Here is an 11,983-nt window from a genome sequence, read left to right on the forward strand (position 1 = left end):
TTTTAGTTGTAAAATCTGGCTTCAACTTCTTTTATGGCATCGGCCGGGTTATGAGCAGGTAATCCGCAGGTTTTATCTTTACAAATGAAAATTTGCGTTGATGCACCAAACTTATCCTGCAGCAAAGGTAAACTTCCTGTATTACCGCCCAACATAATTTTATTGGGGATGTAATTATTTTCCATTTCCTTTCTGAAAGTTTCCGCTCCGGCACCTGTTATCGCAATTTCATTTATTCCAAACACCTCATCCAGCAAAAGCATCACCCAGTTTGAATAGGCCGAACCATACTTTGCCAGCTGTGGCATCACATTGCGTAACAACTGCGCCGAAACTTCAATGTAACTTTCGTTATCAAAAAGCAAGCCTAACTTTTTAAGCACCCGTGCCATAACCGAATTAGAGGCAGGTATCACCCCATCCATAATTTCAGATTTGCGGGCAATCAGCTGTTCATCATCATCGGCCGTAAAAAAGAAAATGCCCTTTGCTTCATCATAATAGTGGGCTATGGCTGTATCTGCAAGGCTTTTGGCCTGCTGCAGCCAATGCTCATTAAAAGTAACCTCATATAAGGCAATGAGCCCATCGACGATATTGGCATAATCATCTAAAAATGCCACAGGTTTATCCGGTGACGATGTGGCGCAGTAAACACGTGATAACCTGCCATTTTGGCCAAGCAGGTTATTTAAAATAAACCCGGCATTGTTCAGCGCAAGCTCAAGGTACTCCGGCTTATTAAACGTGCGGTAAGCATCGCTCAGGCCTTTCAGCATAAGGCCATTCCACGATGCCAGGATCTTGTTATCCAATCCCGGCCGTACGCGTACGCCGCGGGCATCAAATACTTTTTGACGGGATGCAGCTATTTTGGCAAGCAATTCATGGACAGGCAGCCCTAATTTTGCGGCCAGATCTTCATCGCTGTCCTTCCGGAACAATACGTTCGATTCCTCCTCTTCCCAGTTGCCATTCTCCGTAATATTGTAGTAGATACTGAACAAACCGGCTTCAACGCCTAAAATCTCTTCAATCTCATTTTTGGTAAAAATATAGAACTTGCCTTCCTTTCCTTCACTATCCGCGTCAAGCGCCGAATAAAATCCATACTCAGGCGACATCAACTCACTTGTACTGAAAGTGATGATCTCATCAACAATTTGTTTGTACAATTCATCTGGCTGCCAGGTGTAAGCTTCGGCATACAGGCTAATAAGCTGGGCGTTATCATACAGCATTTTTTCAAAATGTGGTACATGCCAGCGCCCATCAACCGAATAGCGTGCAAATCCACCGCCAACATGATCATAAATCCCCCCGAAAGCCGTTTTATGCAAAGTAAGTTTCACTTGCTCCGCTATTTCATCATCTTTCATTAAATAGCCATAGCGCATTAAAGCCTGCCAGTTATTTGGCATCGGGAATTTGGGCGCGTTGCCGGTGCCACCCTCCTGCTTATCAAAATATCGTTTCCAATTATTTACAATGGCTTGCAAATCGGTCTTACTGTATTGCGCCTGCGCCACCACAAATTCTATCGACTCATATTTTTGAATCCCTTCGGTAAGGCGAACCGCGTAGTCTTCGGCCTCTTCGGGCTTTTGTTTGTAGAAATCGGCCAGGTTAAAGAGCAGCGACGTCCAATCGTTTTTACGGAAGTAGGTCCCACCGTAAATAGGCCTTTGATCGGGCAGGCAAATACAATTAAGCGGCCAGCCGCCCCTGCCGCTCATGAGTTGTACGGCGCTCATATAAATCTGGTCAACATCGGGGCGTTCTTCCCTATCCACCTTAATACAAACAAAATATTCGTTCATTACGGCGGCTACAGCTTCATCTTCAAAGCTTTCGTGCTCCATAACATGGCACCAGTGGCAGGCCGAGTAGCCGATGCTTACCAAAATGAGCTTATTTTCGGCTTTGGCTTTATCAAGGGCTTCTTTGCCCCAGGGGTACCAGTTTACCGGGTTATTGGCATGTTGTAATAAATAGGGCGATGTGGAATTGACCAGGCGATTCATATAGCTGTGTGTTTGCTGCAAAAATGCAGATATAATTGCACCTGTAAGTTAAATGGAATTTATTTAGAAAAGTTTTAGCCTCACCCTGCCCTCTCCAAAGGAGAGGGTGTAAAAACTTTGATACTTCACCACTGATTTCAAAGTCCTCTCCTTTGGAGAGGATTTAGCTGAGGTTAAAAATCACTTATCCAACCCTTTCGACATCTAAAAATTATCAAACTCACAAATTATTTCCCTTTATTTGCCCCCTTGTTATCAAAAATTTAAGATGAACTGTTTAAAACTGAATTATTTATTATGCGCCGTGGCGCTGATGCCGTTAACGCGACCGGCATCGGCCCAAACTACCGACACCACAAAATACAACCACCAGGACCTTTTTGGCCCAATTACATGGCCCGTTACCAGTGGCGGTACACGCTCGGCTGCAGGCAAGCCCTCACCAAATTACTGGCAAAACCGCGCTGATTACCAGATCAAAGCTTCCCTTAATGAAGGTAAGGACACTACCATAACCGGCGAAGTAACCATTACCTACACCAACAACAGCCCTGATAAGTTGGATTATCTGTGGCTGCAACTGGATCAAAACCTGTTTAAACCAGATTCGCGCGGAGCGGCGGTAACGCCATACACCGGCGACAGGTTTGACGTTCGTGGATTTAGTCGCGGTGGTTATCATATCGCTTCTGTTGAGATTACCTATAAAGGCGAAACCTACAAGGTTGATCCTATCATTACCGATGCACGGATGCAATTACGCCTTAATGCCCCAATGGATGGCAAAGGCGAAAAAATAGAGATCAAGGTTAATTATGATTTTGCAATCCCATTTTATGGCGCCGACCGTATGGGCCGCAAAAAATTTAAACAAGGCTATGTTTACGAAATTGCCCAATGGTACCCACGCATGTGCGTTTATGACGATGTAGAAGGCTGGAACACCCTGCCCTACATGGGACTGGGCGAGTTTTATTGCGAGTATGGCGATTTTGACTATTATATCACTGCTCCCGCCAACAAAATAGTAGTTGGCTCGGGCGATTTGCAAAACCCCGAAGATGTACTTACCCCGGCACAACAAAAAAGGCTGGCAGAAGCCCGCAACAGCGATAAAACGGTAACTATTATTAGTGCAGGTGAAGTTGGCAAAGGCTCAACCCGCCCGTTTAAAGGTACGCTTACCTGGCACTTTAAAATGCAGAATACCCGCGATATTGCCTGGGGCGCTTCTGACGCTTTTATCTGGGACGCGGCAAGGGTTAATTTCCCATCGGGCCGCAAGGGTATTGCCATGTCGGCCTACCCGGTTGAAAGTTCGGGCAATGACGGCTGGGGCCGCTCAACCGAGTACCTGAAAAACAGCATGGAGATCTATTCAAACCTATATTTTGAATACCCATGGAATTCGGCTGTTAACGTATCGGGCGTGGCATTAGGCATGGAATATCCGGGCGCTATCTTCTGCCTCAGCAACCTGAAAAAAGGACAGCTTTGGGGTGATGTTACCCATGAGATAGGCCATAACTGGTTCCCGATGATTGTGGGCTCAAACGAGCGCAAATACATGTGGCAGGACGAAGGTTTTAACACCTTTATTAATGAGTATGCTACCGAACAATTTAATAAAGGCGAATATGTTGAGAAAAGTGGCTCGGCGCAAAATGTACTGGCCGGCTACCGCAACAGTAAAGACCCGCTCATGACCGCTCCTGAAGCCATAGGGCTCAATGATTACGGTCAGTATTATACCAAAACCGCGTTAGGTTTGGATATATTACGCAACGTAGTGCTTGGCCCCGAGCGCTTTGACTATGCCTTTCGCGAATATGTTAAAAACTGGGCGTTTAAGCACCCGCTTCCGTACGATCTTTTCAGGGCCATGAATGATGCCACAGGCGAAGATCTGAACTGGTTCTGGAAATCATGGTTCTTCACCACCTGGAAGCTTGACCAGGCCATTACTTCGGTAAGCTATATCAAAGGTAACCCGGCCGAAGGTGCGCTGATCACACTTACCAATAACGAAAAAATGGCTATGCCGGTTGATCTTAAAATTGTTCAGGCCAACGGCAAAACCGAAACTATTCACCTGCCGGTAAACATCTGGCAGCGTGACGGCGTTTGGAAATTTAAATACCCCTCAACATCGGCTATTAAAAGCATGGAAATAGACCCTGACCGTCAACTACCTGACGTTGACCTGAAAAACAACGTTTACAGGGGAGAGTAATTTCGATTTGGGATTTGGGAATTTCGATTTCGGATTTGTGAGGAGATTAGAGATTAGAGATTAGAGATTAGAGATTAGAGGAAACTTCAAAAAGCGATGGGTATTTGGGCTCATCGCTTTTTTTTACGATTCTGTTTGCTTAACTGTGAGTTGTTTTTATCGCGGTCAGTATAAAATTATACAACTTTTACAAAACAATAAAATACCCTTAAAAAAACATTATATCTACCTATTAATAAGCAATATACCTATTAATACAGCCCCATATCAATTTCAATTAAACACTGGAAATATTTTTAATTATAAAACATTTTGTTTATTTTTAATATTAAAAGTTAATAGCTAAATTACTATTAGCATGTTACCTATGGCAAGAAATATACTCATAATTGAAGATGACGCCGAAATTTTACGGGTACTTGAAACAGTACTCACCTTTCATGATTTTGAGGTTACCGGTCTTGACCGTACTGATGATATTATTGGTGCTGTAAAAGCGTACAACCCCGATCTGGTATTAACCGACTATATGCTGCCCGGCCTCAACGGCGGCCGCATTTGCCAGCTTATTAAAGGCAACGAAGATACCCGGCACATCCCGGTGATCCTGATTTCGGCCTACCATGAACAGGCAATTGCCCTGGTTAATTTTGGATATGATGCCTTTGTACCCAAGCCTTTTGATATAAATAAGCTGGTAAAAACCATTAACAGGTTTTTGAATTGATGGAAGGAAGTTAGATAAGATCTATCCCATTAGAGATTATTTTAAAGCCTTCTTGTTTCCATTGCTTCATTATCATCCCGAGGTTATGCGATTTTTTTACCGAGCTTATGACAAACTTTTGCTTGATGAGTTCCCCATTCATCTTGGTTATCATAATTTTGTTACGGGAGCCATCACTTCTTGACCTTTTACTCCAACCAGCGTAGTTATAACAGTTTATTTCAATCATCTTCAAATCGTTAAGCATAAAAATATCCTCTCTCAAGCTCACACCGTCTTCCTGAAGAAGCAACTCCCCGTCTTTAATATAAGTTGGCATGTTTTTCCACATAGAATGAACTAAAAAACCCGCCAAGCCGACAAATAAACAAATGCTGACAACGATATCTTCAAACAGATTGAAGTTATCACCATCAAATAAAATTAAAACCAGTGCAGCTATCATTAAAACAGCAGGCACCTGCATTAGCTTATAAATAAACGGGCGATGGGTGTAAGTATCAAAGATTTCAGTCATTTTAAGATATATCGGCGCAATTTTAAATAATAAAATGTTGATAGCTATTATAAATCATTTTTACTGTCGCGATTATAAAATCAAAAATCCGAAATCCACAAAACCACTTCCCCCTTTCGCCCCAAAACCTTAATTTCGCTGGCTCATAGCAAAGAGGAAAAGATTTTGGATTACTTACAGGGATTAAACCCCGAACAAAGGGCAGCGGTTGAACAAACCGAGGGGCCGGTGATGATTATTGCCGGTGCCGGATCGGGCAAAACACGTGTTATTACCTATCGCGTGGCACATTTGATACGCAAAGGTGTTGATTCATTTAACATACTGGTGTTAACCTTTACCAACAAGGCCGCCCGTGAAATGCGCGAGCGTATCACCCACGTTGTTGGTACCGAAGCTAAAAATATTTGGATGGGTACCTTCCACTCGGTGTTTGCGAAAATATTACGGGTTGAGGCCGAAAAAATCGGTTATCCAAGCAACTTTACCATTTACGATACCGACGATAGCAAGAGCGTTTTAAGGGCCATTTTAAAAGAAATGAACCTTGATGATAAGCTGTACAATGTAAACTTTGTACTTAACCGCATCTCGGCATCAAAAAATAACCTGATCTCGTGGCAGGAATACAACAAGAACGAGCAGATCCAGGCCGACGACTTTTCGAGCGGCCGCGGGCAAATGGGTAAGATCTATGAGATGTATGCCACCCGCTGCTACCGCGCCGGTGCCATGGATTTTGACGATTTGCTGTATAAAACCAACGAGCTCCTGAAACTGCACCCCGACGTGCTCAATAAATACCAGCACAAGTTTAAATACCTTATGGTTGATGAGTATCAGGATACCAACTTTTCGCAGTACCTGATTGTTAAAAAGCTTGCCGCTGTTAACGAAAACCTTTGCGTTGTAGGTGATGACGCCCAAAGTATCTATGCTTTCCGCGGTGCCAACATTCAAAACATCTTAAACTTTGAGAAGGATTACCCCGATCTGAAGGTGTTTAAGCTGGAGCAAAATTATCGCTCAACTCAAAACATTGTGAATGTAGCCAACAGCATCATCCGCAATAATAAAGATCAGCTTAAAAAGAATGTATTCTCCGAAAAAGAGTCGGGCGATAAGATTAAAGTTATGCGGGCCTTCAGCGATAACGAGGAAGGCAAAATAGTAGCCGAAGCTATTATGCAAGACCGCAGCTCAAACGGGCTTAATTGGTCGGCATTTGCTATCCTTTACCGCACCAATGCGCAGTCGCGTTCTATGGAGGAGGCTTTACGCAAACTGGGCATCCCATATAAAATATATGGTGGTTTGTCGTTTTATCAGCGTAAGGAAATTAAGGACCTGATAGCTTATTTCAGGCTCACCTTTAACCCTAATGATGAAGAAGCGTTAAAACGCGTTATCAATTATCCTAAACGCGGTATTGGCGACACCTCGGTTGATAAGATCATTGTAGCTGCCGATCAGCATGGTATACCCCCCTGGGAAGTTATTGTTGAGCCGGGCAAGTACCTTGAAGGTAAAATATCAGGGGCAGTGTCCACTTTTGCTACCATGATCCAAAGCTTCCAGGTGCTTACCAAAACCAAGTCTGCCTATGAGTCGGCTTTGTATATCGCGCAGCATTCGGGCTTATTGAAGGACCTTTATGAAGATAAATCGGTAGAGGGGCTTAACCGTTACGAAAATATCCAGGAGCTTTTAAACGGGATCAAAGAGTTTTCAGAGCGCGAGGATATTGAAGAAAAAGGCCTTGATGTTTTCATGCAGGATGTGGCCCTGTTAACTAACGATGATAATGACAAAAACAAAGATGCCGATACGGTATCGCTCATGACCATCCACTCGTCAAAAGGCCTTGAGTTTCCGCAGGTTTATGTTGTAGGACTGGAAGAAAACCTTTTCCCTTCGCAGATGTCGCTTAACTCACGCAGCGATCTTGAAGAAGAGCGCCGCCTGTTTTACGTAGCCGTTACCCGTGCCGAAAGTAAGCTCCATATCAGTTACGCCACCTCGCGTTTTAAGTTTGGAACACTGATTAATTGCGAGCCAAGCCGTTTTTTGGACGAAATTGATGCAAAATATCTTGAGCTCGACTACACCGCCAAACCCGCTTCGGGTAATAATCCATTTTTTGATGATGAGCGTAAAGCATGGAGCAGAGATAAGCAGCCCGACACATTTTCGCGACCAAAACCGGCAGCTGCAGCACCGGTAAAAACCACTTCGATACTGGCCAAGGCGCATGTACCTTCGGCCAATTTCAAACCTTCTGATACATCCGGTTTACAAGTGGGTATGGAGGTTGAACACGAACGTTTTGGCTTTGGTAAAGTACTCGCTCTTGAGGGTAATAAGCCCGATATAAAAGCCACAATCTTCTTTAAGGAAATTGGCCAAAAGCAGTTGCTATTAAAATTTGCGAAACTTTACATAGTTCAGTAAACTTAAACCAAGAGTTAAAATCCCTACTTTGAGGAAATGATTCCCCAAGCTCCGCCACAGTCCATCATTAAATCGCCTTAATAACACTAATTTAAAGGTAATTTAATGATGGCATACCATTTGGATTGTATAAGTATCCCCTTTCCCTAATTAATATTAATTGATATGAGCGATACTATTAAAAAGCAAACAAACAAATCCGTTGGTAAAAACATCCGGGTATTACGCCATCAGCATGGATGGAGCCAGGAAGATGTGGCTAACCGTTTGGGCATCTCTATTCCTGCGTTTTCAAAAATTGAAACTGGAGTAACTGATATAAACCTGTCGCGTCTTGAACAAATTGCCAATATTTTTGATGTAAACGTTGTGAACATACTGGCCCTCGATGCTGAAGAAACTGACATGAAGCCGTCGAGTTTAAGCCTTGCACAAAAAAAACTGATAGATCGCGAATCAGAAATCGCCAATTTACAGCGTAAGGTAATATTACTTTATGAAGAGCTGCGTAATAAGGCCGGTGTAGCTATCTAAAGGTGTGCAGTAAACATTACAATTTACCGATAGTGTACATTGTTTGCGTCGCATCAGTGTCCTGTCCTATTCACTACATTGCATAGTAGTTAACAATATTTAGCAAAAGGAAATTTGAATAAAAAAGCCTCCCGTTGTATGGGCTAATTTATCCGTAATGAGCGTTTTATAGCCATTTTGGAGTAATAATTGTGGCATGCAGGTTACTAAAGCAAACTGTATGTCAAATTATCTTATTTCCATATCAAAAAACGAAACCTCGAGCGACGGTGTCATCCATGATCCCAAAAGTAAGCTAAAAGTTAAGGCGTTTGATTTGCTGCGGGCACGTTTTAAACCAAGCCAAGGCGAAGTAAGGTTTTTTGTAACTGCCGGCGATGAGACAACATTGGCCTTTGAAACACAGGGCTATAATAAACACAGACAGCTGCTGGTTTTGCAAATGATATCGTGGTATTGTATTTACCTTGGGCTTATAGAAGCACAGATCCACTCCAGCCTGCCTGTACACTTTAGTTAAACCCGGAGGAAGAACCAGGCGCAGCTAAACTCTTGGTGGATTATGCAGCATGTCGCTCATTTCGATGATCTTTTCATCAATTTCGGATACGCATTTATCCATCATATCCAAACATTCGGCCTGGTCAACCAAGCCTTCTTTTTCAAGGTTGATCAAACCGCGTAACGTAGCTATAGGCCCCCTAATTTGATGTGACAGGTATGACGAATGCTCAGAAAGCTTTTTATTTTTTAACTGCAGATCCTTGGTACGTTCATCAATAATCTCTTCAAGATGATGATTGATCCTATCAAGGTTATCTTTTTGCCGGGATACCTCACCGTTTAGCAATGTAAGCTGTGCATTGGTTTTGGCTTTACGTTTTACATTGCTGATCAGCAAACCAATTACCACAAGCATCAAACCGGCAACTACCGTTACCGCCCAAAATTTCGACCGGTCGTAAGCTTGCCGTTCTGCAATTCTTTCGTTTTCTTTCAGTTGTTCTTCCTGCCTGCGTTTGGCCTCAACCAGGTTCATTTGCGCCGATACGTTGGTTTTATAGGTAACACTATCCTGGGTATATATTTCCCTTAGTAAATTTACCGCACGGGCATAATTCTTTTTATTATATTCCAGTTCGTATGTAGTGTATTTATAATCGTAGTCAAGCTTAGGGTCCTTAACCAACTGTGTATAGGCGGTTCCTTCCTGCACCATCTTTTCCGCATTTTTAAAATCGCCTTTGGTCATGTAAAGCGCTGCCAGCGTAAGGTCAACACTGGCTACTGACTCGTTCAGGTCACGTGCTTTTGCACCGGTATTAGCCTCCAGCAGTAAACCCAGGGCCTTATCGTAATCCTTAAGTTTAAAATAAATAACACCACGGTTTTGCAAACATTGGATCAGGTTTACCGAGTCCCTCAGTTTTTGAAATATGGGAAAGCTTTTATCATAAAACTTAAGCGCCATATACAGGTTATTTTTACGCGTGTAAACGTTACCTATATTTAAATACAATGAGCCTACCAATTTGGTATCATTTATTTTTTGTGCTATCTCCAGCGATCGGTTAAGATAGGTAAGGGAGCGTTCGTAGTCGTGGTCACGAAACAGGATCCCGATATTATTATAAACTTTAGCCTCGCCCCTGAGGTTATTGTTGCGGGTAAAATATGAAAGGGAGTTCAGATAGTTTTCAATAGCCTTTTCAGGCTGATCAAGGTAGTATTTACCAATACCTATAACACGGTAAGCTTCTGCGATACCATTAATATAATTGAGTTTGACAGACAGCTTCAGCGCCCTGGTGGCATCTTCAACGGTTTGCTCCGGATTTGTAAGCCTATTTGAATAAGCGCTGGTATTCAGGCTTATTACCTCATTAGTATCTTTCGCAGCAACATCAATTATATCATTCGCGTATACCGACAGCGATAATAAAAAGAATAATATAAATGTGCCGATTTTTTTCATTGAAACACTTTTACGTTCTGTTGGGGTGAAAGTTATAAAATAATGCTGAATTATATTTAATGTTAAGAATAAAAAACATTGTGGAAAATTATTTTCATATGTTTTTTACTCCTATTAAAAACATATCTATATTTGCATTGTTAAATATCTGAAAAACAATATATTAAATACAAAAAAGCCCTATACAATATCACTTCAAATAAATTACAGGCAATTACAATAATATTGCAAAATATATCCTGAGATTTACAATATAATTATAGTTTGTATATCAAATAAATGAAATAATGTGAAAATCGTGCAATAAATTGTATACCATACCGGTAATTAATCCAGATGATATTACATCTAAAATTAGTAATTTAACCCCATAATTAACAGTATAAAAATACGAAACAGAGAATCTTTTTTAAAATTTTAGCAAAACAGAGTTTTTAAAAAACAGAGAGTAAAATCAGACTTTTAAAATATTTGTGATAAGCTTTAAATAAGCTTGACGGATTTTAATAAATATTATATATCGTATTAATTTAAAAAATAGAATATTAAATACAATAATTAATCAATATGAAAAAAACAGTGTTTTTTGTACTCTTTACCATAGGCGCCGGAGTACTCTCATCGTCATCAGTTTTGTCATCATCGGCAAAAAAAGACGTACAGCCAACAGCTGTCAATTTCAACAAAACGCCGGCAGGTTTTAAACGCGACCTGGGAAGCGCCGACTGAAATCCAATTAAATCATACAGGAAGTTCCACATCGATAATATAACACGATCATGAAAAAGATAATCACCATCGCTTTAGCAATTCTGTTCACCGGGGCCATTTCATCCTGCAAAAAGGAAAGACCAAAAGCTGAGTTTGCTAACCTTCACTTATTCGCAACCGGTTACAAAAGAGACCTGGGAAGTGCTGACTGATTTATCCATTCAAGATCAATAAAACATAAAACAACATGAAAAAATTCATCCTCATAGCAACAGTAGCCCTTAGTGCAGGTGCATTATCATCAGCTACAAACAAAAATGACAACAAAACCAAAATGGTGATTGCACCAGTAAACTCGCTGACAACCGGTTTTAAAAGAGACTTAGGCAGCGCCGACTAAAAAACAAACAATAACGAACAAGAGATTTAATAAACAAAAAATATTTACGTACCCCCACATTAAAAACATCATGAAAAATTTAACACTAATAGCGACTTTAGCATTAAGCACCATATTATCGACCGCCACATTTGCAAATGCCGCTAACGGCCCTCAACCAAAACGTGACTTAGGTTCTGCTGATGCTCGTGGCCCTCAGCCAAAAAGAGATTTAGGTTCTGCTGATTTCGCCCGTGGCCCTCAACCAAAAAGAGATTTAGGTTCCGCTGATTTCGCCCGTGGCCCTCAACCAAAAAGAGATTTAGGTTCCGCTGATTTCGCCCGTGGTCCTCAACCAAAAAGAGATTTAGGTTCTGCTGATTTCGCCTTCGGTCCTCAGCCAAAACGCGACTTAGGTTCTGCTGATTTCGC

The 11,983-nt window shown here is 41.7% G+C and carries 12 protein-coding genes; 9 read left to right on the plus strand and 3 right to left on the minus strand.

Annotated features, from left to right (window positions below; translation table 11 throughout):
* Positions 1-2: 2 nt before the first annotated feature.
* Positions 3-2,024 carry a thioredoxin domain-containing protein gene (locus BLS28_RS27785; protein WP_091175450.1) on the minus strand — a complete coding sequence of 674 codons (2,022 nt, stop codon included), beginning with the start codon at positions 2,022-2,024 and terminating at the stop codon, positions 3-5.
* A 268-nt stretch (positions 2,025-2,292) separates the two neighbouring features.
* Between BLS28_RS27785 and BLS28_RS27790 the strand changes: the two genes are divergently transcribed.
* Both BLS28_RS27790 and BLS28_RS27795 read left to right on the plus strand, forming a co-directional pair.
* Positions 2,293-4,257 (plus strand): M1 family metallopeptidase, encoded by a 1,965-nt coding sequence (locus tag BLS28_RS27790; protein ID WP_091175452.1) that lies wholly within the window; start codon positions 2,293-2,295, stop codon positions 4,255-4,257.
* Between the two features lie 367 nt (positions 4,258-4,624).
* The gene (locus BLS28_RS27795; protein ID WP_167516173.1) at positions 4,625-4,984 is read left to right on the plus strand and encodes a response regulator; all 360 of its coding nucleotides are present in this window, start codon (positions 4,625-4,627) and stop codon (positions 4,982-4,984) included.
* Between the two features lie 10 nt (positions 4,985-4,994).
* On the opposite strand, the gene BLS28_RS27800 is transcribed toward BLS28_RS27795, so the two are convergent.
* A complete protein-coding gene (locus BLS28_RS27800) occupies positions 4,995-5,501 on the minus strand; it encodes a hypothetical protein (protein ID WP_091175457.1) in 507 nt (168 codons plus the stop codon).
* A gap of 165 nt (positions 5,502-5,666) precedes the next feature.
* Here BLS28_RS27800 and BLS28_RS27805 point away from each other — a divergent pair, with 165 nt between their 5' ends.
* The 3 genes from BLS28_RS27805 to BLS28_RS27815 all read left to right on the plus strand — a co-directional run bounded on the left by BLS28_RS27805 (position 5,667) and on the right by BLS28_RS27815 (position 9,006).
* Positions 5,667-7,952 carry an ATP-dependent helicase gene (locus BLS28_RS27805; RefSeq protein WP_091175461.1) on the plus strand — a complete coding sequence of 762 codons (2,286 nt, stop codon included), beginning with the start codon at positions 5,667-5,669 and terminating at the stop codon, positions 7,950-7,952.
* A gap of 165 nt (positions 7,953-8,117) precedes the next feature.
* Positions 8,118-8,486, plus strand: a complete 369-nt coding sequence (locus tag BLS28_RS27810; protein ID WP_091175464.1) for a helix-turn-helix domain-containing protein — start codon at positions 8,118-8,120, stop codon at positions 8,484-8,486.
* 220 nt (positions 8,487-8,706) lie between these two features.
* Positions 8,707-9,006, plus strand: a complete 300-nt coding sequence (locus BLS28_RS27815; protein WP_143020896.1) for a hypothetical protein — start codon at positions 8,707-8,709, stop codon at positions 9,004-9,006.
* Positions 9,007-9,030: 24 nt separating this feature from the next.
* On the opposite strand, the gene BLS28_RS27820 is transcribed toward BLS28_RS27815, so the two are convergent.
* Entirely contained in the window at positions 9,031-10,461 is a 1,431-nt protein-coding gene (locus BLS28_RS27820) for a tetratricopeptide repeat protein (protein WP_091175469.1), read from the minus strand.
* A gap of 567 nt (positions 10,462-11,028) precedes the next feature.
* Here BLS28_RS27820 and BLS28_RS31030 point away from each other — a divergent pair.
* The 4 genes from BLS28_RS31030 to BLS28_RS27825 all read left to right on the plus strand — a co-directional run.
* The gene (locus BLS28_RS31030) at positions 11,029-11,190 is read left to right on the plus strand and encodes a hypothetical protein (protein WP_167516174.1); all 162 of its coding nucleotides are present in this window, start codon (positions 11,029-11,031) and stop codon (positions 11,188-11,190) included.
* A gap of 50 nt (positions 11,191-11,240) precedes the next feature.
* Positions 11,241-11,384, plus strand: a complete 144-nt coding sequence (locus BLS28_RS31035) for a hypothetical protein (protein WP_167516175.1) — start codon at positions 11,241-11,243, stop codon at positions 11,382-11,384.
* 35 nt (positions 11,385-11,419) lie between these two features.
* Positions 11,420-11,572, plus strand: a complete 153-nt coding sequence (locus BLS28_RS31040) for a hypothetical protein (protein ID WP_176844580.1) — start codon at positions 11,420-11,422, stop codon at positions 11,570-11,572.
* 70 nt (positions 11,573-11,642) lie between these two features.
* A partial coding sequence (locus BLS28_RS27825; protein WP_218134516.1) for a hypothetical protein occupies positions 11,643-11,983 on the plus strand: 341 nt, incomplete at its 3' end.

The sequence above is a fragment of the Mucilaginibacter gossypii genome (assembly GCF_900100945.1).
Taxonomy (GTDB): Bacteria; Bacteroidota; Bacteroidia; order Sphingobacteriales; family Sphingobacteriaceae; genus Mucilaginibacter; species Mucilaginibacter gossypii.

What these genes read in the sequence shown, in the direction of transcription:
- BLS28_RS27810 (WP_091175464.1), top strand. Translation starts at nt 8,118, where the DNA reads ATGAGCGATACTATTAAAAAGCAAACAAACAAATCCGTTGGTAAAAAC.
- BLS28_RS27820 (WP_091175469.1), bottom strand. Translation starts at nt 10,461, where the DNA reads ATGAAAAAAATCGGCACATTTATATTATTCTTTTTATTATCGCTGTCG.
- BLS28_RS31030 (WP_167516174.1), top strand. Translation starts at nt 11,029, where the DNA reads ATGAAAAAAACAGTGTTTTTTGTACTCTTTACCATAGGCGCCGGAGTA.
- BLS28_RS31035 (WP_167516175.1), top strand. Translation starts at nt 11,241, where the DNA reads ATGAAAAAGATAATCACCATCGCTTTAGCAATTCTGTTCACCGGGGCC.
- BLS28_RS27815 (WP_143020896.1), top strand. Translation starts at nt 8,707, where the DNA reads ATGTCAAATTATCTTATTTCCATATCAAAAAACGAAACCTCGAGCGAC.
- BLS28_RS27795 (WP_167516173.1), top strand. Translation starts at nt 4,625, where the DNA reads ATGGCAAGAAATATACTCATAATTGAAGATGACGCCGAAATTTTACGG.
- BLS28_RS31040 (WP_176844580.1), top strand. Translation starts at nt 11,420, where the DNA reads ATGAAAAAATTCATCCTCATAGCAACAGTAGCCCTTAGTGCAGGTGCA.
- BLS28_RS27785 (WP_091175450.1), bottom strand. Translation starts at nt 2,024, where the DNA reads ATGAATCGCCTGGTCAATTCCACATCGCCCTATTTATTACAACATGCC.
- BLS28_RS27790 (WP_091175452.1), top strand. Translation starts at nt 2,293, where the DNA reads ATGAACTGTTTAAAACTGAATTATTTATTATGCGCCGTGGCGCTGATG.
- BLS28_RS27800 (WP_091175457.1), bottom strand. Translation starts at nt 5,501, where the DNA reads ATGACTGAAATCTTTGATACTTACACCCATCGCCCGTTTATTTATAAG.